This is a genomic window from Streptomyces sp. NPDC058646, assembly GCF_042716875.1.
In the GTDB taxonomy this organism is placed as follows: Bacteria; Actinomycetota; Actinomycetes; order Streptomycetales; family Streptomycetaceae; genus Streptomyces.
The window spans coordinates 1-22,837 of record NZ_JBHXRK010000053.1 but is presented as its reverse complement, the minus strand read 5'-3'; the positions used below and the strand labels follow the sequence as shown (position 1 = coordinate 22,837).

24 protein-coding genes are annotated in these 22,837 nt (G+C 72.2%); 10 read left to right on the top strand and 14 right to left on the bottom strand.

Annotated elements, in window-relative coordinates:
• Positions 1-279: 279 nt before the first annotated feature.
• On the bottom strand, positions 280-921 hold the full coding sequence (locus ACFWUZ_RS35135; RefSeq protein ID WP_384382018.1) for a DNA-3-methyladenine glycosylase: 642 nt from the start codon (positions 919-921) through the stop codon (positions 280-282).
• 117 nt (positions 922-1,038) lie between these two features.
• On the opposite strand from ACFWUZ_RS35135, the gene ACFWUZ_RS35130 reads away from it, so the two are divergent.
• The 3 genes from ACFWUZ_RS35130 (at position 1,039) to ACFWUZ_RS35120 (ending at position 3,075) form a co-directional block, all read left to right on the top strand.
• Positions 1,039-1,821 carry a sporulation protein gene (locus ACFWUZ_RS35130; protein WP_384382016.1) on the top strand — a complete coding sequence of 261 codons (783 nt, stop codon included), beginning with the start codon at positions 1,039-1,041 and terminating at the stop codon, positions 1,819-1,821.
• A 67-nt stretch (positions 1,822-1,888) separates the two neighbouring features.
• Positions 1,889-2,422, top strand: a complete 534-nt coding sequence (locus ACFWUZ_RS35125) for a YbhB/YbcL family Raf kinase inhibitor-like protein (RefSeq protein WP_384382014.1) — start codon at positions 1,889-1,891, stop codon at positions 2,420-2,422.
• Positions 2,423-2,571: 149 nt separating this feature from the next.
• Entirely contained in the window at positions 2,572-3,075 is a 504-nt protein-coding gene (locus ACFWUZ_RS35120; protein WP_267722486.1) for an HNH endonuclease, read from the top strand.
• An 81-nt stretch (positions 3,076-3,156) separates the two neighbouring features.
• Here the strand turns inward: ACFWUZ_RS35120 and ACFWUZ_RS35115 are convergent, their stop codons facing one another.
• From ACFWUZ_RS35115 to ACFWUZ_RS35100, 4 genes are all read right to left on the bottom strand, one after another.
• Positions 3,157-3,927 carry a sulfite exporter TauE/SafE family protein gene (locus ACFWUZ_RS35115; RefSeq protein ID WP_384382012.1) on the bottom strand — a complete coding sequence of 257 codons (771 nt, stop codon included), beginning with the start codon at positions 3,925-3,927 and terminating at the stop codon, positions 3,157-3,159.
• Between the two features lie 132 nt (positions 3,928-4,059).
• Positions 4,060-5,046 carry an SPFH domain-containing protein gene (locus ACFWUZ_RS35110; protein ID WP_362057396.1) on the bottom strand — a complete coding sequence of 329 codons (987 nt, stop codon included), beginning with the start codon at positions 5,044-5,046 and terminating at the stop codon, positions 4,060-4,062.
• An 84-nt stretch (positions 5,047-5,130) separates the two neighbouring features.
• A complete protein-coding gene (locus ACFWUZ_RS35105; RefSeq protein ID WP_384382010.1) occupies positions 5,131-5,562 on the bottom strand; it encodes an NfeD family protein in 432 nt (143 codons plus the stop codon).
• Positions 5,563-5,616: 54 nt separating this feature from the next.
• A complete protein-coding gene (locus tag ACFWUZ_RS35100) occupies positions 5,617-6,411 on the bottom strand; it encodes an ABC transporter ATP-binding protein (protein WP_384382008.1) in 795 nt (264 codons plus the stop codon).
• A 133-nt stretch (positions 6,412-6,544) separates the two neighbouring features.
• On the opposite strand from ACFWUZ_RS35100, the gene ACFWUZ_RS35095 reads away from it, so the two are divergent.
• Positions 6,545-7,324, top strand: a complete 780-nt coding sequence (locus tag ACFWUZ_RS35095; RefSeq protein ID WP_384382006.1) for a hypothetical protein — start codon at positions 6,545-6,547, stop codon at positions 7,322-7,324.
• A 335-nt stretch (positions 7,325-7,659) separates the two neighbouring features.
• Here ACFWUZ_RS35095 and ACFWUZ_RS35090 read toward each other — a convergent pair whose 3' ends face one another.
• From ACFWUZ_RS35090 to ACFWUZ_RS35080, 3 genes are all read right to left on the bottom strand, one after another.
• Positions 7,660-7,905 carry a chaplin gene (locus ACFWUZ_RS35090; RefSeq protein WP_384382022.1) on the bottom strand — a complete coding sequence of 82 codons (246 nt, stop codon included), beginning with the start codon at positions 7,903-7,905 and terminating at the stop codon, positions 7,660-7,662.
• A 128-nt stretch (positions 7,906-8,033) separates the two neighbouring features.
• Positions 8,034-8,681, bottom strand: a complete 648-nt coding sequence (locus ACFWUZ_RS35085) for a response regulator (protein WP_384382004.1) — start codon at positions 8,679-8,681, stop codon at positions 8,034-8,036.
• Positions 8,674-9,819, bottom strand: coding sequence for a GAF domain-containing sensor histidine kinase (locus tag ACFWUZ_RS35080; RefSeq protein ID WP_384382002.1), 1,146 nt, complete (start codon positions 9,817-9,819; stop codon positions 8,674-8,676). The genes ACFWUZ_RS35085 and ACFWUZ_RS35080 overlap by 8 nt, the downstream gene beginning before the upstream one ends.
• A gap of 178 nt (positions 9,820-9,997) precedes the next feature.
• On the opposite strand from ACFWUZ_RS35080, the gene ACFWUZ_RS35075 reads away from it, so the two are divergent.
• The 3 genes from ACFWUZ_RS35075 to ACFWUZ_RS35065 all read left to right on the top strand — a co-directional run bounded on the left by ACFWUZ_RS35075 (position 9,998) and on the right by ACFWUZ_RS35065 (position 12,931).
• Positions 9,998-10,714 (top strand): SDR family NAD(P)-dependent oxidoreductase, encoded by a 717-nt coding sequence (locus ACFWUZ_RS35075; RefSeq protein WP_384382000.1) that lies wholly within the window; start codon positions 9,998-10,000, stop codon positions 10,712-10,714.
• Between the two features lie 80 nt (positions 10,715-10,794).
• Entirely contained in the window at positions 10,795-11,994 is a 1,200-nt protein-coding gene (locus ACFWUZ_RS35070; RefSeq protein WP_384382020.1) for an S-adenosylmethionine:tRNA ribosyltransferase-isomerase, read from the top strand.
• Positions 11,995-12,274: 280 nt separating this feature from the next.
• Complete coding sequence (locus ACFWUZ_RS35065) at positions 12,275-12,931, top strand: transglycosylase SLT domain-containing protein (protein WP_384381998.1); 657 nt, start codon at positions 12,275-12,277, stop codon at positions 12,929-12,931.
• An 88-nt stretch (positions 12,932-13,019) separates the two neighbouring features.
• Here ACFWUZ_RS35065 and ACFWUZ_RS35060 read toward each other — a convergent pair whose 3' ends face one another.
• Positions 13,020-15,623, bottom strand: coding sequence for an FHA domain-containing protein (locus tag ACFWUZ_RS35060; protein WP_384381996.1), 2,604 nt, complete (start codon positions 15,621-15,623; stop codon positions 13,020-13,022).
• A 299-nt stretch (positions 15,624-15,922) separates the two neighbouring features.
• Here ACFWUZ_RS35060 and ACFWUZ_RS35055 point away from each other — a divergent pair, with 299 nt between their 5' ends.
• Positions 15,923-17,491 carry a glycosyltransferase family 39 protein gene (locus ACFWUZ_RS35055; RefSeq protein WP_384381994.1) on the top strand — a complete coding sequence of 523 codons (1,569 nt, stop codon included), beginning with the start codon at positions 15,923-15,925 and terminating at the stop codon, positions 17,489-17,491.
• A 139-nt stretch (positions 17,492-17,630) separates the two neighbouring features.
• A complete protein-coding gene (gene serB, locus ACFWUZ_RS35050) occupies positions 17,631-18,830 on the top strand; it encodes a phosphoserine phosphatase SerB (protein WP_384381992.1) in 1,200 nt (399 codons plus the stop codon).
• Positions 18,831-18,967: 137 nt separating this feature from the next.
• On the opposite strand, the gene ACFWUZ_RS35045 is transcribed toward serB, so the two are convergent.
• From ACFWUZ_RS35045 to ACFWUZ_RS35030, 4 genes are all read right to left on the bottom strand, one after another.
• Positions 18,968-19,489, bottom strand: coding sequence for a SixA phosphatase family protein (locus ACFWUZ_RS35045; RefSeq protein ID WP_384381990.1), 522 nt, complete (start codon positions 19,487-19,489; stop codon positions 18,968-18,970).
• A 90-nt stretch (positions 19,490-19,579) separates the two neighbouring features.
• Positions 19,580-19,795, bottom strand: coding sequence for a hypothetical protein (locus ACFWUZ_RS35040; protein WP_384381988.1), 216 nt, complete (start codon positions 19,793-19,795; stop codon positions 19,580-19,582).
• A gap of 155 nt (positions 19,796-19,950) precedes the next feature.
• On the bottom strand, positions 19,951-20,070 hold the full coding sequence (locus ACFWUZ_RS35035) for an SGM_5486 family transporter-associated protein (RefSeq protein ID WP_384381986.1): 120 nt from the start codon (positions 20,068-20,070) through the stop codon (positions 19,951-19,953).
• Between the two features lie 5 nt (positions 20,071-20,075).
• A complete protein-coding gene (locus tag ACFWUZ_RS35030) occupies positions 20,076-21,395 on the bottom strand; it encodes a CynX/NimT family MFS transporter (protein ID WP_384381984.1) in 1,320 nt (439 codons plus the stop codon).
• A 58-nt stretch (positions 21,396-21,453) separates the two neighbouring features.
• On the opposite strand from ACFWUZ_RS35030, the gene ACFWUZ_RS35025 reads away from it, so the two are divergent.
• Positions 21,454-22,233: a FadR/GntR family transcriptional regulator gene (locus ACFWUZ_RS35025; protein ID WP_384381982.1), complete on the top strand. Its 780-nt coding sequence runs from the start codon at positions 21,454-21,456 to the stop codon at positions 22,231-22,233.
• Here the strand turns inward: ACFWUZ_RS35025 and ACFWUZ_RS35020 are convergent.
• Positions 22,214-22,642 (bottom strand): hypothetical protein, encoded by a 429-nt coding sequence (locus tag ACFWUZ_RS35020; RefSeq protein ID WP_384381980.1) that lies wholly within the window; start codon positions 22,640-22,642, stop codon positions 22,214-22,216. The genes ACFWUZ_RS35025 and ACFWUZ_RS35020 overlap by 20 nt on opposite strands.
• Positions 22,643-22,837: the final 195 nt, after the last annotated feature.

Below are 22,837 nucleotides of genomic sequence, written 5' to 3'. Positions count from 1 at the left end.
TCGTTTCCGACTCTATCAGACTCTTTCGTGTCCGATTCCCGGTCGAAGCGGGTTTCGCTTTCCAGGTTTCCGCTTTCGCGTTTCCCTTTCCGGCGTGCCACCACGTTAGCGCTTTTCCCTTGCGACTCATAATCGAGTCACCGGCCGGGAATTCGGGCATGCCGAATAAGACCCCGCCAGGGGTAAGTCGTAGGTAGTGGGTTGGCCGCTCCGGGGTCTGCTGATGGCAATGCCCCGGTCAAGCGGCTCGGACTACGTTAGGCGTCCGTCCGGGGCGAGTCAAGTCGAGCGGCGGCGCGGCGCGTGGGCGCGGTACGGGCTCACCGTGGGGTCGTGCGTGATCCAGAAGCGGTAGGGGTGGGCCGCGCCGGCGCCGCCCACTCCCGTGCGCGGTCCGCTGCTCACCAGGTCGGGCGGGGTGGGGGTGCCCGCGAGGACGGACAGGGGAGAGTCCGGGCCGCCGCAGAGGTCGGTTCCGTCGAGGGAGCGGTCCACATCCAGGGCGGTGGCCAGCCGGGCCGGACCCTTGGCGAGTTCGCTCCGGTTTCTGGCCGAGAGTCGCCGTTTGGCGGCTTGGTCGGCGCCCACGAGGACCTCGCCGGCGCGCAGCAGGACCCCGCTCGCGTGGTCCGGTGGGCCGCAGACCAGGTTCAGGCTGAACCACATGCCGTAGATGAAGTAGACGTACGCGTGTCCGGGCGGACCGAACATCGATGCGTTGCGTGCGGTGCGGCCGCGGTAGGCGTGGGAGCCCGGATCGGCCTGACCCTCGTAGGCCTCGACCTCCGTGATGCGCAGTTCGAGGGGGCCCTCCGGGGTGCGGCGGACCAGGGTGCGGCCGAGGAGGTCCGGGGCCACGATGAGGACCGGGCGGTCGAAGAAGGACCTGGGCAGGGGCGTACGGTCAGGGCGCGCGCTCATCCGGTCGAGCGTAGTGGAACGGCTGCTCCTGCAACCGGGGCCTAAGGTTCCGCGTTGGTAAGGGGTAGTCGCGACGTAGTCGCCAGATCCTTAGATCCGTAGCAGGGGAGTTTGAGCATGGGGTTCAGGAAGCTGTTCGCGAGCCTGGGTGCCGGTGGTGCTTCGGTGGACACGGTCATCACCGAGCCGAACGTCGTGCCGGGCGGGATCGTCCAGGGCGAGGTCCGGATCCAGGGTGGATCGGTGGAGCAGCAGATCGAGGGGCTGTCCGTCGGGCTTCAGGCCCGGGTCGAGGTCGAGGGCGGTGACCAGGAGTACAAGCAGGACATGGTCTTCAGCAAGCAGCGCCTCGGCGGTGCCTTCCAGGTGCAGGCGGGCGCGCTGCACGTGGTGCCCTTCGGGCTGGAGATCCCCGCGGAGACGCCGATCACCCACTTCGGGGGCCAGCACCTGCACGGGATGAACATCGGGGTCAGCACCGAGCTGGAGATCGCGCGGGCCGTGGACGCCGGCGACCTCGACTCGATCAACGTGCACCCGGTGCCGGCGCAGCAGGCGATTCTGGATGCCTTCCGTCAGCTGGGCTTCTCCTTCCGCAGTGCGGACATGGAGCGCGGTCACATCCGGGGCACGCGCCAGACGCTGCCCTTCTACCAGGAGATCGAGTTCCTGCCGCCGTCGCAGTACCGGGGGCTGAACCAGGTCGAACTCACCTTCGTCTCGGACGGCCGAGAGATGGACGTCGTCCTGGAGATGGACAAGAAGCCGGGGCTGTTCAGCGAGGGCAGCGACACCTACCGCTGCTTCCAGGTGGGTCTGCAGTCGTACCAGGAGACCGACTGGGCGGCGTACCTGAACCAGTGGATCGCTTCGGTGGGGTCGCAGCGGAACTGGTTCTGATCGTCTCCGGGCGTTGCCCCTAAGCTCCGGGGCGGACGTTTTCCGATGTCTCCAGGAGGTTTTCGTCGTGTCCGAGCTCAACAGGCCGCCGCTCCCGCATGATTTCCACCCCGAGGTGCACGCGTTCACCGTGACGAGCACTGATCTGGCTCCGGGTGCGGAACTGGACGACGCGCAGGTCAAGTCGGGTGGGGACCTCTCGCCACAGCTGCGGTGGGAGGGGTTCCCGGAGGGGACGAAGAGCTTCGCCGTGACCTGCTTCGACCCGGACGCGCCGACGGGCAGCGGGTTCTGGCACTGGGTGCTGTTCGATCTGCCGGTCTCGGTCACCGAGCTGCCGGCCGGGGCGGGCAGCGGCGCGTTCGAGGGGCTGCCCGCGGGTGCCGTGCAGGTGCGCAACGACTACGGGACGAAGGACTTCGGCGGGGCGGCCCCGCCGGCCGGGGAGCGGCACCGGTACGTGTTCACCGTGTACGCGGTGGACACGGAGAAGCTGGGTTGCGATGACGGGGTGTCTCCCGCGGTCGTCGGCTTCAACTTGCGGTTCCACACGCTCGGGCGGGCCCAACTGATCGGTGAGTACGAGGCTCCGGCCGGCTGACAGTTCGCAGAGCGTTTGCCCGGTCCTGGTCTAAAGACGACCAGGACCGGGCATTTTTATTGCGTTGTCCCGCGTGGCGCGCGCGACCAGAGTGGTCGAGGGCCTTGCCGCCAGAGTGGTCGCGGGCCTGCACACGGGAGGTGGGCGAGATGCGGGACACGCTGGTGCTGAATGCGAGCTTCGAGCCGCTGTCGACGGTGACGCTGAACCGGGCTGTGGTCCTGGTGCTCCAGGACAAGGCGGTCGTCGAACAGTCGCATCCCGAGCTGCGTGTGCGGGCGGCCACCATGGAGCTGCCGATGCCCCGGGTGATCAGGCTCTGCAGGTACGTCCGGGTGCCCTTCCGAAGACATGCTCCTTGGTCGCGGAGGGGGGTGCTCGTCCGGGACCAGCACCGGTGCGCGTACTGCGGGAAGCGCGCGACGACCGTGGACCACGTGCTCCCGCGGGCTCAGGGGGGTGGTGACACCTGGCTGAACACGGTGGCCTCCTGTGCCGAGGACAACCACCGCAAAGCGGCCCGGACTCCGGAGGAGGCCGGCATGCCGCTCCTCCGGAAGCCCTTCGTGCCGTCTCCGGCGGATGCCATGCTGCTCGCCCTGGGGGTGGCCGGGCGGGATGTCCTGCCGGAGTGGCTGGAGCGCTCGGCCTAGCCCGCAGGTGTTCCCGGCGGTGCGTGTGCCCCGTCCGGGTTCCTGCGCGCCCCGCTGGGCGTCGTATCTCCACTACGTCGCTCAGCGGACGAGCAACTGGACGATGGCGAGGACCCCGACCGTCACGATGACCGCGCCCAGGGCGGTCGGCGGGAGGCGGCGGCCGACCTTCGCGCCGATCTGGCCGCCGATGGTGGAGCCGACCGCGATGAGGAGGACGGCCGTCCAGTCGAACTCGGCGACGAAGAGGAAGACGACGGCCGCGATGCCGTTCACCATGGCGGCGATCACGTTCTTCACCGCGTTGATGCGTTGCAGGTCCTCGCGGAGCAGCAGGCCCATCAGGCCGAGGTAGAGCACGCCCTGGGCGGCCCCGAAGTAGCCGCCGTAGGCGCTGGAGAACAGCATGCCGCCCAGCAGGGCGGGTCCGCCGTCGGGGTGGCCGGTGTCTGCGCCTGCGGCTTCCTGGTGTCGGCGCAGCGCCTTGGCGAGGCGGGGCTGGAGGACGACGAGCACGAGGGCGAGTCCGATGAGGACGGGCACGATCGTGTCGAAGGAGTCGGACGGCAGGGTGAGGAGCAGGACGGCGCCCGCGAGTCCGCCGGCGAGGGAGACCGCGCCGAGGCGCAGGATGCGTGAGCCCTGGCCCTGGAGCTCCTTGCGGTAGCCGATGGCTCCGCTGATGGAGCCGGGCACCAGGCCGAGGGTGTTGGACACGTTGGCGGTGACCGGGGGCAGTCCGGTGGCCAGCAGCACCGGGAAGGTGATGAGCGTGCCGGAGCCGACGATGGTGTTGATGGTGCCCGCGCCGATGCCGGCGGCGAAGACCGCGAGTGATTCCCAGATGGACATGGACTGGCCATCCCCTTCGCATGAGTGGGTCGCCTCCCCGCCACGAAGGTCGGGGGGTCCCACTGATCATGCAGGAGGGGACGGCCGGGAAGGTCCGGCGGGGCGGGCGCGGCCCGGCCCGCCGGCCGTGTCCTAGTCGATGGGGGGCTGCTCGCGGCGGTCCGCGGCGTCCTTGTCCCGTGCGGCGGGGATACCTCCGCCGTCCTTGCCGGAGTTCTGCGGGTTGAAGCCCGAACCTCCGCCCATGGGGCCGAAGTTCCCCATGGCGCCCGAGAGGCCCTTGAGGGCGTCGCCGATCTCGCTCGGCACGATCCAGAGCTTGTTGGCGTCGCCTTCGGCGATCTTCGGGAGCATCTGGAGGTACTGGTAGGCCAGGAGCTTCTGGTCGGCGTCGCCGGCGTGGATGGACTCGAAGACCGTACGGATCGCCTGCGCCTCGCCCTCGGCGCGCAGGGCGGCGGCCTTGGCGTCACCCTCGGCGCGGAGGATGGAGGACTGCTTCTCGCCCTCGGCGCGCAGGATCTCGGACTGGCGGACGCCTTCGGCCTGCAGGATCGCGGCGCGCTTGTCGCGGTCGGCGCGCATCTGCTTCTCCATCGAGTCCTGGATGGAGGTCGGCGGCTCGATGGCCTTGAGCTCGACGCGGTTGACGCGGATGCCCCACTTGCCGGTGGCCTCGTCGAGGACGCCGCGCAGGGCCGCGTTGATCTCCTCGCGGGAGGTCAGGGTCCGCTCCAGGTCCATGCCGCCGATGATGTTGCGGAGGGTGGTGACGGTGAGCTGCTCGATGGCCTGGATGTAGCTGGCCACTTCGTAGGTGGCGGCGCGCGCGTCGGTGACCTGGTAGTAGATGACCGTGTCGATGTTGACGACCAGGTTGTCCTGGGTGATCACCGGCTGCGGCGGGAAGGGGACGACCTGTTCACGGAGGTCGATGCGGTTGCGGATCGAGTCGATGAACGGGACGACGATGTTGAGGCCCGCGTTGAGGGTGCGGGTGTAGCGGCCGAACCGCTCGACGATGGCGGCGCTGGCCTGCGGGATCACCTGGATCGTCTTGACCAGTGCGATGAAGACCAGAACCACCAGAATGATCAGGACGATGATGATCGGTTGCATGCGGTTCCCCGTGCCCTTCCGGCTGTCTGTGCTGCCCCGTTGAGCGGAGTCTCGCAGACCCGGGGGCTGCGAGCGGGCTGCTTGTCACATCACGACGGCGGTCGCTCCGTCGATCTCCACGACGTCGACGGACTGGCCCGGTTCGAAGGCGCTGTCCGCGTCGAGGGTGCGCGCCGACCAGATCTCGCCGGCGAGCTTGATGCGGCCGCCGCTGCCGTCGACGCGTTCGAGGACGACGGCGCTTCTCCCCTTCAACGCGTCGATTCCGCTGCGGTGTTGGGGTCGCTGCTCGCGGTGGCGGTGGGCGATGGGCCGTACGACGGCGATGAGCGCGACGGAGACGACCACGAAGACCAGGACCTGCGCCACCACTCCCCCGCCGAGGGCGGCCGTGACGGCCGCCGCCACTGCGCCGACGGCGAACATGCCGAACTCCGGCATCGCGGTGAGCACGAGGGGAATGCCCAGTCCGACCGCGCCGATCAGCCACCACACCCATGCGTCGATGTCGTCCACGTGGTCATGGTAGGTCGGTGGGGCGCGGTCCGGACAGGGTGCGGGAGCTGCGTACTACCTGAGGGGGAGGCCCTGGGCGGTCCAGCGGTCGTTGCCGTTGCGCTCGACGATCAGGGGGAGGCCGAAGCAGAGCGAGAGGTTGCGCGAGGTCAGTTCGAGGTCGATCGGTCCGGCGGTGACGACCTTGCCCTGACGGATCATCAGGACGTGCGTGAAGCCGGGCGCGATCTCCTCGACGTGGTGGGTGACCATGACCATGGACGGCGCGAGCGGGTCGCTGGCGAGCCGGCCGAGGCGGCGTACGAGGTCCTCGCGGCCGCCGAGGTCCAGTCCGGCGGCGGGCTCGTCGAGGAGCAGCAGCTCGGGGTCGGTCATCAGGGCGCGGGCGATCAGGGTGCGCTTGCGCTCGCCCTCGGAGAGGGTCCCGAACTTCCGGTCGAGGTAGTCCGTCATGCCCAGGCGGTCGAGGAAGGCGCGGGCGCGCTGCTCGTCGACGTCCTCGTACTCCTCCTGCCAGGTCGCCGTCATGCCGTAGGCGGCGGTCAGGACGGTCTGCAGGACGGTCTGCCGCTTCGGCAGCTTGTCGGCCATCGCGATGCCGGCCATGCCGATGCGGGGGCGCAGGTCGAAGACGTCGACCCGGCCGAGGGTGCTGCCGAGGATGGTGGCACTGCCCTTGGTGGGGAAGAGGTAGCTGGAGGCGAGGTTCAGCAGGGTGGTCTTGCCGGCGCCGTTGGGGCCGAGGATCACCCAGCGCTCGCCCTCCTTGACCGACCAGGAGACCTGGTCCACCAGAGCCCGGCCCTCGCGGACCACGGATACGTCCACCAGCTCCAGAACATCGCTCATGAGCGTGTTGTCACCCCTTGCAGTCACGGTTCTCTGTGCGCCGGCAGGCGCAGCCCCAGGGGAAAACCTACGCCACTCGGCAAGGGGTCCGGGGCCGGGGCCTGGCGCGGGGCCGGATCCGTAAAGTAGGGGGATGCTTTTCGAACCACGTTCAGGGCGGCTGGCCGCCTGGGGGAACGCGCTGCTGGCCGGTCTCGTCTCGCCCGACGAGGCCGGTTCTTCGATCGTGGGCGAGGACGCCGTGCACCGGGTGGTCGGGCTGCCGGGGGAACCGGGTCCGGTGGGGCTCACGCTGGCGCTCGGGCGGATGAGAGTGCTGGGGGTCACAGGTCTGCGGGTGGCGCTGCCGGCGCCGGGGCATCCGCTGGGGCTGAGCGGGCCGCCCGAGTTCAACGCGCGGGCCCTGGAGGCGGAGGAGGCCGTCATCGCGGTGGGGGCGGCGCTGGGGCTGGTGCCGGAGGTGGAGGAGGCCGGACCCGCCGGGGACGTGCACGTGTCGGTGACCTGGCACTGCCTGCCGGTGCGGGAGGCGCCCCCGGCGGACGTGCCGTCGCTCGGCGAGGCGGAGCGGGAACTGGCGGAGGCGCTGCGCGAGGCGACGGTGGTGCTGACCCGGCTGGACGTGGCGGGCTCGGGCCCGGTGGCGGAGGCCGCGCTGTCGGCGTACCGGGCGCGGGCGGATGCGGGGCGGGAGGTGCTCGCGCCGGGGTATCCGCCGCGGGCGGTACGGGTGCTGGCGCTGGCGCAGCGGGTGGGGCTGCTGGTGTCGCTGGCGTACCGGAACGGGCACGGCGGCGCGGTGGCCGCGTCGGAGATGGCGGCGCGGGTGGAGGCCTTGCGGCCGGTGGAGCGGGTGGCGCGGCGGGCGCTCGTCGCCGCGTACGGCGCGGCGGTCGAGGAGCGGGAGCGCTAGGCCGCCGTTCGCGGGCCGGCCGGGGCCGGGCCTGGCAGGGCTTGGCGGGCCCGGCAGGGCTTGGCGGGCCCGGCAGGGCTTGGCGGGCCCGGCAGGGCTTGGAGGCAGGGGCCGGGCTGCGCCGGAGGCTCCTGGGGCTCCGCCCCAGACCCCGCGCCTCAATCGCCGGCGGGGCTTGATTTTCCGCGGCTACGGTTGCCCAGAGGGGGAGATTTGCCGCAGCCCCGCCCCCCGGGGAGAGGGGGGAAGCGGGGCCGGGGCGGTGTCTGGGGTGCGGGCTGCGGCGTGGTGGCCGGACGGGGTCCGGGGCCGGGGCCCGCGGGGTGGGGCGTGGGTCAGGCGTTGACGCCGGTGTTGCCGAAGGCGCCGTTCAGCAGGCCGATGACGCTGACCGTGTTGCCCACCGCGTTCACCGGGACGTGCACGGGGACCTGGAGCAGGTTCCCGGAGGCCACGCCGGGCGAGTGCAGGGCCTCACCCTCCGCGGACGCACCGCCGTGCGCAGCGGAGACACCCGCACCGGCGGCCAGCAGGCCACCCGCGATCATGGTGACGGTGGCGGCCTTCTTGAAGTTCTTCACGTTCTCGTCCTCCAGTACGTCTGCCGCGACCAGCCGTCGCGGCACGCCATGGAGAACGCCCGCACCGCGGCCGGGATACGCCATGTGGGCTACATACACCCGACCGTATGAATCTCAGACCGGTGCCCTCACTCCGCGATTCCGTGCCTGACCGCCCACAACGCCGCCTGGGTGCGGTCCGCGAGGTCCAGCTTCATCAGGATGTTCGAGACGTGGGTCTTGACCGTCTTCTCGGACAGGACGAGCGCCCGGGCGATCTCCCGGTTCGAACGGCCGTCCGCGATGAGTGAGAGCACCTCCCGTTCCCGTTCGGTCAGCGAGCCGCTGCGGCCGGGCGGGGGGCTCTGGTCCTCCTGGGAGAGGAGCGCCACGGCCACTTCCGGCTGGAGGAGCACGTGGCCGGCGTGGACGGAGCGGATGGCCCGGGCCAGGGCCTCGGGGTCGATGTCCTTGTAGACGTATCCGGCCGCGCCCGCCCGCAGGGCCGGGACGACGGTCCGCTGCTCCGTGAAGCTCGTGACGATCAGCACCCGCGCGGGGTTCGCCAGCTCGCGCAGCCGGCGCAGCGCCTCGATGCCGTCGGTGCCCGGCATCTTGACGTCCATCAGGATCACGTCGGGCCGCAGGTCCTCGGCGCGGGCGATGCCCTCCTCGCCGTCGGAGGCCTCGCCGACCACCTCGATGTCCTCCTGCACCTCCAGGAAGGTGCGCAGGCCGCGGCGGACCACCTGGTGGTCGTCGACCAGCAGGACGCGGACGGGGGGTGTGTCAGCCACCCGGGACCTCCATCTCGATCGTGGTGCCGCCGCCGGGCTCCGAGTGGACCTCCAGCCGTCCGCCGACGCCGCCCGCGCGGTCCCGCATGGAGACGAGGCCCAGGTGGCGGCCCGCCCGGCGGACGGTGCGGGGGTCGAAACCCCGGCCCGAGTCGATGACCTTCAGTACGGCTCCGCCGCCCCGGGTCCGGGCCAGTGCGACCTCGACGCGGTCCGCGCCGGAGTGGCGCAGGGCGTTGTGGAGGGCCTCCTGGGCGACGCGGAGCAGCGCTTCCTCCTGGGCCGCCGGGAGGGCCCGTACCCCGTCGCAGGTGAAGGTGACGTGCGCGGTGTGGGCGCGGTCGAGCACCTGGACGTGGGTGCGCAGGGTGGCGACGAGGCCGTCCTCGTCGAGCGCGGCGGGGCGCAGCTCGGTCACGGCGGCCCGCAGTTCGTCGGCCGCCTCCGCCGCGAGGGCGGCGACCTGCTGGAGCTCGTCCTTGGCCCGGGCGGGGTGCCGGTCCACGAGGGCCGCGGCGGCCTGGGCGGTGAGGCGGAGGGAGAACAGCTTCTGGCTGACGGCGTCGTGCAGTTCGTGGGCGAGGCGGGAGCGCTCCTCGGCGATGGTGAGCTCGCGGCTGCGCTCGTAGAGCCGGGCGTTGGTGAGGGCGATCGCCGCGTGCTGGGCGAGGAGGCCCAGGAGCTCCTCGTCCTCCTCGGTGAAGCCGCAGCCGGCCCCGGGTGCGGGGCAGCGCTTGTCGGCGAGGAAGAGGGCGCCGAGGATCTCCTCGCCGTCACGGATCGGCAGGCCGAGGAAGTCGGACATCTCCGGGTGCGCGGCGGGCCAGCCCTCGAAGCGCGGGTCCTTGCGTACGTCGGCCAGCCGCTCGGCCCCGTCCTGGTGGAGCATCGCGGCGAGGATGCCGTGCTGGCGGGGCAGCGGGCCGATGCGGCGCCACTGCTCCTCGCTGATGCCGTCGACGACGAACTGGGCGAAGCCCCCGTGGTCGTCGGGGACGCCCAGGGCCGCGTACTCGGCGTCCAGCAGCTCCCGGGCCGAGACGACGATCGTGCGCAGGACGTCGCGCACCTCCAGCGTGCGGCTCATGGCGAGCAGCGCGGTGCTGACGGCGGCCAGGCCGCTGCGTGGTCGGTGCATGCGCTCACCGTACCCGCGGGTGTGACCTGCGGGATCGGGCCCGGGACGTAGGGCTGGTCGTGGCTGGTCGTAGGGCCAAGGGACCGTCCGGGGTGGGTCCGGTGCCCGACGCGGCGCCGGGCGCCGGGTTCCTAGGTTGGGGGCATCTGCTGGGCGGGACGGAAGGCGAGGTGCGGTCATGGCGGTGGCGATGGTGACGGGGGCCTCCAGGGGGCTGGGCCGGGCGCTGGCCGGGGAGCTGGCGGCGCGCGGCTGGGACCTCGTACTGGGGGCGCGCGGTGAGCGGGCGCTGGAGGAGACGGCCCGGGCGGCGCGGGCGGCGGGGGTACGGGTGCGTGCGGTGGCCGGGGACGTGTCCTCGCAGGCGCACCGGGCAGCCCTGGTGGCGGCGGCGCGGGAGCTGGGCGGGCTGGACCTGCTGGTGAACAACGCGGGGGTGCTGGGGGCGGAGCCGTTGGTGCCGCTGGCGGTGCATCCGCTGGACGGGCTGCGCGAGGCGTTCGAGGTGAATGTGGTGGGGCCGCTGGGGCTGCTCCAGGAGACGCTGCCGCTGCTGCGGGCCGCGGAGGCGGGGGCGGTGCTGAACATCAGCTCGGATGCGGCGGTGGTGGCGTACGAGACGTGGGGTGCGTACGGGGCCACGAAGGCGGCGGGGGACCTGATGTCGGCCGTGCTGGCGGTGGAGGAGCCGGGGCTGCGGGTGTGGTGGGCGGATCCGGGCTCGATGCGGACGCGGATGATGGCGGCCGCCGAGCCGGAGGAGGACCTGGCGGGGCTGCCCTCGCCGGAGGAGGTGGCTCCGGTGCTGCTGCGGCTGGTGGCGGAGTGGCTGCCCGGCGGGCGGTACACGGCCGGGGGCCTGGCCGCGGCCGGCGGAGCGGGGGCGGTCCGGTGAGGGCCCGGGCCGACGGTGGGAGGGCCGCGGGGGTGGCGACCGGGGCATCGGGCGGGGCGAACGGGGCGTCGGGCGGGGCCGTGGGCGGGGCTCGGGCGCTACGGAAAGAAGGGCCGTATATAACGGACATTCCGCCAGGCCTTCCGGCCCGGGTTCCGGCCGAGCAGCGCGGGCCGGGGCTGGGCCGGGACGCGGTGAAGCTGCTGGTCTCGCAGGGCAGTGAGCGGATCTCGCTGCACGCCTTCCGCGAGCTGCCGCGGCTGCTGCGGCCCGGGGACGTCCTGGTGGTGAACACCTCGGCCACGCTGGCGGCCGCCGTGGACGGTCGCCTGGGCGGCGAGGACCTGGTGGTGCACTTCTCGACCCGGGGTGACGACGACCGCTGGGCGGTGGAGCTGCGCGCCCCGGCCGGCGGGGGGACGACCGGCCCCCGCGCCGGAGGGCCCGCCGGGGCGGCGGTGGAGCTGCCGGACGGGTCCCGGCTCGTCATGGAGGAGCCCCTGGCCGCTGGGGCGGACCGGCTGTGGTGGGCGCGGCCCCGCGGACCCGAAGGGCCGGGCCGGCCGGCGCGGGCGGACGTACCGGGGCTGCTGCGGGCGTACGGGCGGCCGATCCGGTACGCGTACACCGAGCGGGACCAGCCGCTGTCGGCGTACCAGACGGTCTTCGCGGTACCCGGCGCCGGCGGGGCGGGATCCGCGGAGATGCCGAGCGCGGCCCGTCCCTTCACGGCGGAGCTGGTGGCGCGGCTGGTGAGCCGGGGGGTGCTGTTCGCGCCGCTGACCCTCCACACGGGGGTGGCCTCGCAGGAGGCGCACGAGCCGCCGTATCCGGAGCGGTACGAGGTGCCGGCGACCACGGCCCGGCTGGTGAACACCGTCCGGGCGGCCCGGCAGGTAGGAGCGGCGCGCAGCGGCCCGGCGGCGGGCAGCGGCCGGGTGCCCGGCGGGAGGGTGATCGCGGTGGGCACCACGGCGGTGCGGGCCCTGGAGTCGGCCGCCGGCCCGGACGGGCTGGTCCGCCCGGCGGGCGGGTGGACGGACCTGGTGGTGACGCCGGAACGGGGGGTACGGGTGGTGGACGGCCTGCTGACCGGGCTGCACGAGCCCGAGGCCTCCCATCTGCTGATGCTGGAGGCGGTGGCCGGGCGTACCGCCGTACGCCGCGGGTATGCGGAGGCGGTGGCCCGGCTCTGCCTCTGGCACGAGTTCGGGGACGTGCATCTACTACTCAGGGATGAGAGCGGTGACTTACTGCGTTGCTGTCGCAACGTACGGTGAGACTGTTACCCGGCCGATGTGAGCCCGCACATAGGACGCACGTCACTTACGAAGTTCCCTAGTGGACGCATAAAGGCCCTGTCAGCTCGGGCGGGCGTAGCGCCGAGGCCGGAAATCCGGCCTCGGCGCCGATGCGTGATCCACTAAGCAGGATCGTAGGTCACACCTTTGCCAGGCGATTTTGCCGCCGCTAAGAATTGCTCCCGTCGCACAGCGCCGCGGATCCCCGGATCCAGGCGGCCTTCCTGCGGCCCCCGCTATTCGAAGAGGTTGCCCCGCCATGTCTGCTTCCAGCACTCCCGGTCACAGTCGTCTGACGAAGGCACACAAGCTGTCCCTTGCCGGCGTCGCCACGCTCGGTACCGCTGCCCTTGCCTTCTCCCTCGTCCCGGCCGGTGCCGTCGAGGCCCAGACGGTCGCCGTCGCCCCCGTCGCCTGGACCCAGGCCGTCGGCGGCGTTCAGGCGCAGGCGGTTCAGCAGAGCCTCTCCGCGCAGCAGGTCGTCGCCGACAAGAAGGCGAAGGACGCCGAGAAGGCCAAGGCCGAGGCCGCCGCGAAGAAGGCCCGCGAGCAGAAGGCCGCCGCGAGCCGCTCCGCCGCCCGCACCCCCGTCTTCGCGAACAACCTGGACGGCTGGATCAAGGAAGCCCTCTTCATCATGAAGAAGGAGGGCATCCCCGGTACCTACCAGGGCATCCACAAGAACATCATGCGTGAGTCCAGCGGTAACCCGATGGCGATCAACAACTGGGACATCAACGCCAAGAACGGCGTCCCCAGCAAGGGTCTGCTCCAGGTCATCTACCCGACCTTCAAGGCGTACCACGTCAAGGGCACCAAGTTCGACCAGTACGACCCGGTCGCGAACATCGTCGCGGCCTGCAACTACGCGGCCGACCGCTACGGCTCGATGGACAACGTCAACAGCGCTTACTGAGCCTGTGACGGTCCGACCCCCCACGCGCCTCAGGGCGGCTCCCGGATTCCGGGGGCCGCCCTGAGGCGTTCGTGCGGGGTGGGCGGTCCTACTTGCGCATGACCTCGGGCTCGTGGCGGCGCAGCAGGCGCGCCACCAGGAAGCCGCAGGCGATGCCCATGACGAGCAGGACGGCGATGTCCAGGCTCCACTGGCCGACCGTGGCGTCCCAGAGCGGGTCGGTGTTGGTCGGGTTGTCGCGGTCCCACGGCGGCATGAGCACGCCGAGGTTCAGCGTGGTGCCCGCGGCGGCGACGGCCCAGCGGGACGGCATCAGCCAGGCGAACTGTTCCAGGCCCGGGGAGTCGTACACCTGGAAGAGGATGCCGGTGAAGACGACCTGGACGATCGCGAACATGACCAGCAGCGGCATGGTCTTCTCGGAGGTCTTCACCAGCGAGGAGATCACCAGGCCGAACATCATCGAGGTGAAGCCCAGGGCCGTGACCGACACGCAGAGCTCGACGGCCGGCGGCATGAGCAGGCCCTCGGCGGGCAGTTCGCGCGGGATGAAGCCGATCCCGCAGATGATCACGGCCTGGACGGCCGTGATGAAGCCGAGGACGATCACCTTCGACATGAGGTACGCCGACCGGGACAGCCCGGTCGCGCGCTCACGTTCGTAGATCACCCGTTCCTTGATCAGCTCACGGACCGAGTTCGCGGCGCCCGAGAAGCACATGCCGACGCAGATGATCAGCATGATCGTGCCGGCGTCGCCGTTGAAGTTGGACGGCGGCTTCGGCGGCGCGAGGCCGAAGGTCGCGGGGATGACCGTGGAGACCACGCCCAGGACCGCCGGCAGGATCAGCATCAGGGCCATGAAGCCCTTGTCGGACGCGATCACCGACAGGTAGCGGAACATCAGCGTGAACAGCTGGGAGGCCCAGGCCTGCGGCTTCGGCGGGTTCATCTGCTGCGGGGACGGCATCGCGACCGACTGCGGGGCGACGGCGTCGATGTCGGCGGCGTACAGCTGGTAGTGCTGCGAGCCCTTCCAGCGGCCGGCCCAGTCGTAGTCGCGGTAGTTCTCGAACGCCGAGAAGACGTCCGCCCACGTGCTGTAGCCGAAGAAGTTCAGCGCCTCGTCCGGCGGGCCGAAGTACGCGACGGAACCGCCCGGTGCCATGACCAGCAGCTTGTCGCAGATGGCCAGCTCGGCGACCGAGTGCGTGACGACCAGCACGGTGCGGCCGTCGTCCGCGAGGCCGCGCAGCAGCTGCATCACGTCGCGGTCCATGCCCGGGTCGAGGCCGGAGGTCGGCTCGTCGAGGAAGATCAGCGACGGCTTGGTGAGCAGCTCCAGCGCCACGGACACGCGCTTGCGCTGACCGCCCGAGAGCGCGGTGATCTTCTTGTCCTTGTGGATGTCGAGCTTGAGCTCGCGCAGCACCTCGTCGATGCGGGCGGACCGCTCGGACTCGGCGGTGTCGCCGGGGAAGCGGAGCTTGGCCGCGTACTTGAGGGCCGTGCGGACGCGCAGCTCCTTGTGCAGGATGTCGTCCTGCGGGACCAGGCCGATGCGCTGGCGGAGCTCCGCGAACTGCTTGTACAGGTTGCGGTTGTCGTAGAGGACGTCGCCCTGGTTGGCGGGCCGGTAGCCGGTGAGCGCCTTGAGGAGGGTGGACTTGCCGGAGCCGGAGGGGCCGATCACACCGATGAGCGACTTCTCCGGGACGCCGAAGGTGACGTCCTTCAGGATCTGCTTGCCGCCGTCGACCGTGACCGTGAGGTGGCGGGCCGAGAAGGAGACCTCGCCGGTGTCGACGAACTCCTCCAGCCGGTCGCCGACGATCCGGAACGTCGAGTGGCCGACGCCGACGATGTCGTTCGGGCCGAGCATCGCGGTGCCGGACTTCGCCAGCGGCTGGCCGTTGACGTAGGTGCCGTTGTGGCTGCCGAGGTCGTGGATCTCGAAGCGGCCGCCGGGCATCGAGCGGAACTCGGCGTGGTGGCGGGAGACCTGGAGGTCGGAGACGACCAGCTCGTTCTCCAGCGCACGGCCGATGCGCATGACGTGGCCGAGCGAGAGCTGGTGGAAGGTGGTCGGGCTGCGGTCGTTGTAGTTGGGTGCCGCGCCCTGCGCCGGCCTGGCCGCGGCGGGGCCGCCGCCCTGCTGGTGCGGGAGGTGCGCCTGAGCCTGCTGCTGCGGGACCTGCTGCTGCCAGGCCTGCTGCTGGGGCTGCTGCGGGGCCTGGTACGCCGGGGCCTGCGGCTGGGCGTACGCCTGGGCCTGACCCTGGGCCTGGGCCTGGGCGTGCTGGGGCTGCTGCGCCGCCGCAGCGGGGGCCGCTGCGGTTGCCCCGACGGGGTTCAGCCGCGGGCCGTCGGTCGCGTTGCCCAGGAAGACGGGCGTACCGGGCACGAGTTCGGCCTGTTGGACCCGGGCTCCGTGCACGTACGTGCCGTTGGTGCTGCCGTGGTCCTCGATGCCCCAACCACGGCCGTTCCAGCTGATGGTGGCGTGCCGCCACGACACCCGTGCGTCATCGATCACCACATCTCCCTGGGGGTCTCGCCCCAGGGAGTACGACCTGGACGGATCGAGCGTCCAAGTCCTTCCGTTCAATTCCAGTACGAGTTCCGGCACTCCAGCCCCACTTAAGTCCCCCGAGATCCCCCTGACGTCAGGGAGTCTAGGGATGGCGAACATCCGGGGGAACTATTTCAGGCCCGCGGCCACAAGTGGAATCCGGGCCTGTCCGGCCGTCCGCAGGGGCCCGCCGAGGGGGTCCGATAGCACCCGGAGCGTACGATTCAGGACTTCTCACCTGGCCGGCCCGGCGGTGGCGGACGCCGGCGGGCAGGGCCTCGACCGGCCCGGCGTCCCGCAGGATTTCCCTCACACCGGGGCGTCCCGCGTCCGCACCCGCCTCCGGACCCCGGCAGAATGTCTGTCTGACAGCGCCCCCCTTCCGCCGCGCCCCCCGGCACCACCTCTCCAGGACTCCAATGACGCGTACAGATCACGCCGTGACGGCCGAGACCGAGCGACCGGCCCAGCCGCTCGGCACCCGGAGCGCCGCCCGCAGAGCGCGGCGGGCGCTCCGGCGCCACCCGATATCCGGGCTGATCTGGCTGCTTCCCGTCCTGGCCACGCTGGCCACCGGGCTGTTCCGGATCAGCACCCCGGTGCTCTGGCACGACGAACTGGCCACCCTCACGGTGGTCCGGCGGCCGACGGGCGCGCTGCTGGACATGCTGCAGAACGTGGACGCCGTGCACGGCGCCTACTACCTGCTGATGCACTACTGGATCGGGGTCTTCGGCGAGTCCCCGGCCATGCTCCGGCTGCCCACCGTGCTGGCGATGGCCGCCGCCGCGGGCTGCGTGGCCCTGGCGGGCAAGCGGATGTTCGGGGCGCGGGCCGGGCTGACGGCCGGGCTGGTGTTCGCGCTGATCCCGGCTGTCACCCGGTACGGGCAGGAGGCCCGGTCGTACGCCCTCGTGGTGCTGGTGGCCGCGGCGGCCCTGCTCCTGCTCCTGCGGGCACTGGAGCGGCCGGGGCCGGTGCGCTGGCTCTGCTACGCGGTGTCGGTGGCGGCGGCCGGCTACCTGCACCTGGTGTCGCTGGTCTTCCTCGGCGCGCACGCCTTCGGGGTGGCGCTGTACTGGTGGAAGGACCGGGACCGGCGGCTCCTGATCGGCTTCACCGCGGCGGCCGGCCTCGGCGTGGCCTCCACGTACCCGCTGATCAGGATCGGCGGGGGTCAGGCGGGGCGGCAGATCAGCTGGATCCCCCGCCCGCGGCTGAGCGACCTGGCCGCCATCTGGCCGCAGATCTTCTCCAGCACGGCGCTGGCCGCCGCTCTCTTCCTGGCCGCAGCGCTCGCCTGGGGCGGCGACCGCAAGCGGTCGGCGCTCTTCGGCAGCGTCTCGGCCGTGCTGCCGGTCGTGGTGATCTGGGCGATCTCGCACCGGGGCGACGTCTCCTACTTCATGCCGAAGTACCTCTTCTTCGTCCTGCCCGCCTGGGCCGTGATGGCCGGGGCGGGGATCGCCCTGGTGCGCGTGCGCGGCGCGGTGGCGGCGCTGGTGGTGACGGCGGTGACGGTCCTCCCGGACCACGTGACGATGCACCGCCCGCTCTCGCACGCCGCGTACACCTACCCCGAGCCGGTCGCCTTCGCACCGCTGGACTACCGGGCGGCCGCGGGGATCGTCGCCGCGGGCTACCGGCCGGGCGACGCGGTGGCGTACGGGCAGCAGGGGGACCAGGTGTGGTGGGGCGTGGACACCGGTGTGCAGTACTACCTGCCCCCGCACATCAAGCCGCGCGACGTGCTGCTCGACGAGACCGGCGAGCAGCGCGACGACCTGTGGCCCTCGCTGACCACCGATGCGGCCGCCTCGCTGGGCTCGACTCCTGCGCCGCGGATCTGGCTGGTCTCCAAGGACGACGGGGGCGACCCCTTCACCACCGTCCTGCCGGAGCACGCCAAGGCCCTGCAGGACCGTTACACGCGGAGCAGCTTCCAGCAGGTATCGGGCATCTCGGTGGCCCTGCTGGTCCGCCGCTGACACCGGCCGCCGGCATCGGCCGCGGGCGCGGACGGCGTCCTCGCCCGGTCGCGGGTCCCCGTCCCCTGGTCCCGGCCCGGTCCCGGAGGGTGGGACGGGGGTCCGGATCCTGAGGCGGGGAAGATACGGTGAGAGCACCATGAGCGCTTCGCAGACCTCCGACGTCCCCACCCTCCTCGTCAAGATCTTCGGCAAGGACCGTCCCGGGATCACCGCCGGGCTGTTCGACACCCTCGCCGCCTACTCCGTCGATGTCGTCGACATCGAGCAGGTCGTCACCCGGGGCCGCATAGTGCTGTGCGCCCTGGTCACCCAGCCCACCGCCGGCACCGAGGGCGAGCTGCGGGCCACCGTCCACAGCTGGGCCGAGTCACTCAAGATGCAGGCCGAGATCCTCTCCGGTACGGGTGACAACCGGCCGCGCGGCAGCGGCCGCTCCCACGTCACCGTGCTCGGGCACCCGCTCACCGCCGAGTCCACGGCGGCCATCGCCGCCCGGATCACCGCGACCGGCGGCAACATCGACCGCATCTTCCGGCTCGCGAAGTACCCGGTGACGGCGGTGGAATTCGCCGTCTCCGGTACCGCGACGGAGCCGCTGCGGACCGCGCTGGCCACCGAGGCCGCACACATCGGCGTGGACGTGGCCGTGGTCTCGGCCGGGCTGCACCGCAGGGCCCAGCGCCTGGTCGTCATGGACGTGGACTCCACGCTGATCCAGGACGAGGTCATCGAGCTGTTCGCCGCCCACGCGGGCTGCGAGGCCGAGGTCGCGGAGGTCACCGAGCGGGCCATGCGCGGCGAGCTGGACTTCGAGCAGTCCCTGCACGCCCGCGTCGCGCTGCTGGCGGGCCTGGACGCCTCGGTGGTGGACAAGGTCCGCTCGGAGGTGCAGCTGACCCCCGGCGCCCGGACCCTGATCCGCACGCTGAAGCGGCTGGGCTACCAGGTCGGTGTGGTCTCGGGCGGGTTCACCCAGGTCACCGACGACCTGCGGGAGCGGCTGGGGCTGGACTTCGCCTCGGCCAACACCCTGGAGATCGTCGACGGGAAGCTGACCGGCCGGGTCACCGGCGAGATCGTGGACCGGGCGGGCAAGGCCCGGTTGCTGCGGCGCTTCGCGGCGGAGGCCGGCGTACCGCTGGCGCAGACGGTGGCCATCGGTGACGGCGCGAACGACCTGGACATGCTGAACGCGGCCGGGCTGGGCGTGGCCTTCAACGCCAAGCCGGTGGTGCGCGAGGCCGCGCACACCGCGGTGAACGTGCCGTTCCTGGACGCGGTGCTGTACCTGCTCGGGATCACCCGTGAAGAGGTCGAGGCCGCCGATCTGGCGTGAGCGCGGGCGAGGACGCGTACGGGCCCCGGCGGGCAGGACGGCTGCCGGGGCCCGTACGCGTCTCGCGGAGCGTGTCGGGGGCGGGTGCCTCGGGACGGGTGCCGGGGGCGGTCCCCCGGTGGCGCCCGTCGCGGGCGTCAGTGGTCCTTGGGGGTCCAGAAGTCCACCAGCGTGCCGACGCCGGGCTCCAGGGACTTCCACGAGCCGGTGAAGGAGACGACGGCGAGCGCGGCGGTCGGGAATGCCGTACGGGTCATCCGCGCCAGGGTGTCGCCCTCGGCGCGCCCGGAGAGGGCGTCGGCGAGGGCGTGCATGCCGGGGTTGTGGCCGATGACGAGGAGGTCCGCGACCTCGTCGGACGTCTCGTTCAGCAGGGCGATGAGCTCGCCCGGCGAGGCGTCGTACAGCCGCTCCTCGTAGGAGGTCTTCGGCCGGTTCGGCATCTCCTGGACGGCGAGCTTCCAGGTCTCGCGGGTGCGGGCGGCGGTGGAGCAGAGGGCCAGGTCGAAGCTGATGCCGGTCTCGGCGAGCTTCAGACCGACGGCCGGCGCGTCCTGGCGGCCTCGCTCCGCCAGCGGTCGGTCGTGGTCCGACACCTCGGGCCAGTCGGCCTTGGCGTGCCGGAGGAGGGCGATCCTGCGGGGTGTGTCGGCGCTCATGGCTCCCAGCTTCGCATGAAACGGGCCGTGGGGCGCAGGGTGTTGGAGGGCTGCCGCCCACTGGTGGGGCGCGCCCCGGCGCGTGCGGGATCAGCCGACGGCGCGCAGCAGCTGCTGGGTGACGTGGAGCAGGCCGGTGGCTTCCCCGGCGGCCGCGTGGGCCTCGGCGGATCCGGCGAGGAGGAGCAGGAGGAGGCCGAAGGCGAGGGCGGGCAGGGCCAGGGCCCACCAGTGCAGGCGGGCGTCGGCGCCCGTGCCGGCACGGGTGCCGGAGGGGAGGTACCGGGGGTGCGTGGGGGCCGGCATGGCCGCCTCCGTGGGTGTGCGGACTGGAGCGGGCTCGTTCTCCTCGAATCTATGGATCCGAGGAGGCCGTTCCCATCCGGGGCGCACCCCACTTCACCCTGAGCCTGGCCCCCTAGGGGTGGGTGGGGGTAGCCCCACCCCCGCCGGCCCCGCGGTCAGGGGGAGGCGATGGTCGCGATGACGGCGATGATCGCGGTCACGGCGAGCATCGCGCCGAAGACGAGGCCGAGCTTCTTGCGGCCGTTCTGGGGGTTCGGTTCGAGTACGGGCGACATGCCCCTCAGTCTCGCATGCCGCATTCGTCCTCGATGGTGCGGTCCCGGCCCGCGAGGACGCCCAGCACGATCTGCGGGACGAGGAGCCCGGCCATCAGGGCGAGCGGCAGGTCCCAGCCGCCGCTGTGCTGGTAGAGGGTGCCGATGAGCAGGGGCCCGGGGATGGAGATGAGGTAGCCGGTGCTCTGGGCGAAGGCGGAGAGCTCGGCGACTCCGGCCGGCGACTTGGCGCGCAGTCCGATCAGGGTGATGACGAGCGGGAAGGCGCAGTTGGAGACGCCGAGCAGGAGGGCCCAGGCCCAGGCTCCGGCCACCGGGGCGAGGTAGAGGCCGAGGTAGCCGGCGAGGCCGAAGAGGCCGAGGACGACGGCGATGGCGCCCTGGTTCTTCATCCGGCCCGCCAGGCCGGGGATGACGAAGGCGAGCGGGACGCCCATGACCATGGTGACGGCGAGGAGCACGCCGGAGGCCGAGGCGGAGACCCCGGCGTCGCGGAAGATCTGCGGGAGCCAGCCCATGGTGATGTACGCGCCGGTGGCCTGGAGGCCGAAGTAGGCGGCCAGGGCCCAGGCGGTGCGGCTGCGGGCGGCCTTCGGGCCCGTGTGGGCGCGTACGGTGCCCGGTTCGGCGCCCCGTGCGGCCGCGTCCTGCGCGGCGGCGGCCCGCTCGGCGCGGCGGGAGGCGCGGGCGACGGGGAGCCATGGCAGTACGGCGGCCAGGGCGAGCACGGCCCAGACGAGCAGGCCGGTGCGCCAGCTGCCGCCCAGGGCGGAGGTCAGGGGGACGGTGGCCGCGGCGGCGAGGGAGGTGCCGGCGGCCAGGGCCATGGAGTACAGGCCGGTCATCGTGCCGACGCGGTCCGGGAAGTACCGCTTGACGATGACCGGGAGCAGCACGTTGGTCACGGCTATGCCGCCCAGGGAGAGCGCGCTGGCGGCGAGGAAGGCCGCGGAGTTGCCCGCGAAGGGCCGGATCAGCAGGCCGGTGGCGACGGCGGCCATGCCGGCGCAGACCACGGCGGCGGGGCCGAAGCGGCGGGAGAGCCGGGGAGCGGTGACGCCGAAGAGGGCGAAGCAGAGGGCGGGGACGGAGGTGATCAGTCCGGCGACGGTGCCGCTCATGCCGAGGCCCGTGCGGGTCTCCTCGAAGAGGGCGCCGAGGCTGGTGATGGCGGGCCGCAGGTTGAGGGCGGCCAGCACGATCCCGACGATGAGCACCGGGCCGAGCCACCTGGGGGCGGGGCCTGCGGAAGGGGAAAGCGGCTGGTCCTCGCGGGTGCGGGCGACCGGCGGGCGGCTCATGGTCTGGATTTCTTCGTCGGACATCCAACCATCATAGAATCATGGGATGATTGGTTGTCCAGTTCGCTCTTGAGAGGAACCCATGCCGCTGACCTCGCCCCGGCGCTCCGCCCTGGTCGACCAGGTGATCGCCCAGCTGCGGAACCAGATCACCTCCGGCGAGTGGCCGGTCGGCTCCCGCATCCCCACCGAGCCGGAGCTGGTGGAACTGCTGGGCGTCGCCCGCAACACCGTCCGGGAGGCCGTCCGCGCCCTCGCCCACAACGGGCTCCTCGACATCCGGCAGGGATCGGGCACCTACGTCCTGGCCACCAGCGAGCTGGCCGGGGTGATGCACCGCCGCTTCGCCGGGGCCGAGCCGCGGCACGTCGCGGAGCTGCGCTCGACCCTGGAGTCCTCGGCGGCCAGGCTGGCGGCGGAGCGGCGGACGGCGCGGGACCTCGTACAGCTGGACGCGCTGCTGGCACGGCGCGAGGAGGCCTGGGCGAGCGGGGACGCGGAGCTGTTCGTGGCGGCGGACGTGAGCCTGCACATGGCCGTGGTGACGGCCTCGCACAACGACGTGCTGATCGAGCTGTACGCGGACCTCGGGGACCTGGTGGCCGACTGGCTGCGGACCGATGTCGGGACCCGGCTCGATCCCGCCTCCCACCTGGACCACTCCCGGCTGATCGAGGCGATCCGGCGGGGGGACGGGGACGCGGCGGCGTCCGAGGCGGCGGGCTATCCGTTCGTCTGCCTCGGCAAGAGCACGCCGGAGGGTACGGAAACGGGCGCAGAAGCGGGCAGCGGCGGCCCGGCCACGGATGCGGGCGCGGACGGCGAGGCCCGCGCGGGCGCGCTCAGACGCGCCGGTGGCTGACCCAGGCGGAGCGGACCTCCTTCCAGCAGCGGGCGGTGAGCGTCACCCGCCCTGCCGGACCCACGGCCACGGGGGCGGCGTCCCCGTCCACGTCCCACCAGCGGTCGCATTCCACGTGCAGGGACACCAGGTCGGTCCGCGTCCAGCCGTTGTGGCAGTACGCCGTCACCTGTGACCCGTCGATCTCGGTGTCGCAGTCCGCTCCGAAGCGTTCGCGCCCGCCGGCCGGGGCGGGCCGTACGGGTGGCTCGGCGGGGATCTCCGCAAGGTCGACCACGGCCGGAGCCGCGTCGGGGCCGGACGCCGGGTCGCCGCCCGTCGGCTGCGCGGCTGCCCCGGGGACCAGGAGCCCGGTCACGATCACGGAGGTGACCAGCAGCGATACCGCTCGGCTCGGTCTCGCGCGCACTCCTACCTCCTCCCCGCAGGAGCCGGGAAGATCCCGACTTGGACAGTTTGCAGGCATCTGTTCCGGTTTTCGACTCGGGAAGATCCGGTCAGACGGCGCACATCTGATCGAGTACGCGGCTGCGGAACCCCTCACGCGCGAACGGCGGCGGGGGGGGCGGCCCCCCGGGGGGGGGGCGGCGCGCCCCGCGGGGGC

Excerpts from the sequence above, each read along its gene's own strand:
- ACFWUZ_RS35080 (WP_384382002.1), bottom strand. The coding sequence starts at position 9,819 with ATGCACCGACCACGCAGCGGCCTGGCCGCCGTCAGCACCGCGCTGCTC.
- ACFWUZ_RS35040 (WP_384381988.1), bottom strand. The coding sequence starts at position 19,795 with ATGCCGGCCCCCACGCACCCCCGGTACCTCCCCTCCGGCACCCGTGCC.
- ACFWUZ_RS35065 (WP_384381998.1), top strand. The coding sequence starts at position 12,275 with ATGTCTGCTTCCAGCACTCCCGGTCACAGTCGTCTGACGAAGGCACAC.
- ACFWUZ_RS35135 (WP_384382018.1), bottom strand. The coding sequence starts at position 921 with ATGAGCGCGCGCCCTGACCGTACGCCCCTGCCCAGGTCCTTCTTCGAC.
- ACFWUZ_RS35095 (WP_384382006.1), top strand. The coding sequence starts at position 6,545 with ATGCTTTTCGAACCACGTTCAGGGCGGCTGGCCGCCTGGGGGAACGCG.
- ACFWUZ_RS35120 (WP_267722486.1), top strand. The coding sequence starts at position 2,572 with ATGCGGGACACGCTGGTGCTGAATGCGAGCTTCGAGCCGCTGTCGACG.
- ACFWUZ_RS35100 (WP_384382008.1), bottom strand. The coding sequence starts at position 6,411 with ATGAGCGATGTTCTGGAGCTGGTGGACGTATCCGTGGTCCGCGAGGGC.
- ACFWUZ_RS35055 (WP_384381994.1), top strand. The coding sequence starts at position 15,923 with ATGACGCGTACAGATCACGCCGTGACGGCCGAGACCGAGCGACCGGCC.
- serB (WP_384381992.1), top strand. The coding sequence starts at position 17,631 with ATGAGCGCTTCGCAGACCTCCGACGTCCCCACCCTCCTCGTCAAGATC.
- ACFWUZ_RS35030 (WP_384381984.1), bottom strand. The coding sequence starts at position 21,395 with ATGTCCGACGAAGAAATCCAGACCATGAGCCGCCCGCCGGTCGCCCGC.
- ACFWUZ_RS35025 (WP_384381982.1), top strand. The coding sequence starts at position 21,454 with ATGCCGCTGACCTCGCCCCGGCGCTCCGCCCTGGTCGACCAGGTGATC.
- ACFWUZ_RS35110 (WP_362057396.1), bottom strand. The coding sequence starts at position 5,046 with ATGCAACCGATCATCATCGTCCTGATCATTCTGGTGGTTCTGGTCTTC.
- ACFWUZ_RS35130 (WP_384382016.1), top strand. The coding sequence starts at position 1,039 with ATGGGGTTCAGGAAGCTGTTCGCGAGCCTGGGTGCCGGTGGTGCTTCG.
- ACFWUZ_RS35035 (WP_384381986.1), bottom strand. The coding sequence starts at position 20,070 with ATGTCGCCCGTACTCGAACCGAACCCCCAGAACGGCCGCAAGAAGCTC.
- ACFWUZ_RS35060 (WP_384381996.1), bottom strand. The coding sequence starts at position 15,623 with ATGTTCGCCATCCCTAGACTCCCTGACGTCAGGGGGATCTCGGGGGAC.
- ACFWUZ_RS35075 (WP_384382000.1), top strand. The coding sequence starts at position 9,998 with ATGGCGGTGGCGATGGTGACGGGGGCCTCCAGGGGGCTGGGCCGGGCG.
- ACFWUZ_RS35115 (WP_384382012.1), bottom strand. The coding sequence starts at position 3,927 with ATGTCCATCTGGGAATCACTCGCGGTCTTCGCCGCCGGCATCGGCGCG.
- ACFWUZ_RS35045 (WP_384381990.1), bottom strand. The coding sequence starts at position 19,489 with ATGAGCGCCGACACACCCCGCAGGATCGCCCTCCTCCGGCACGCCAAG.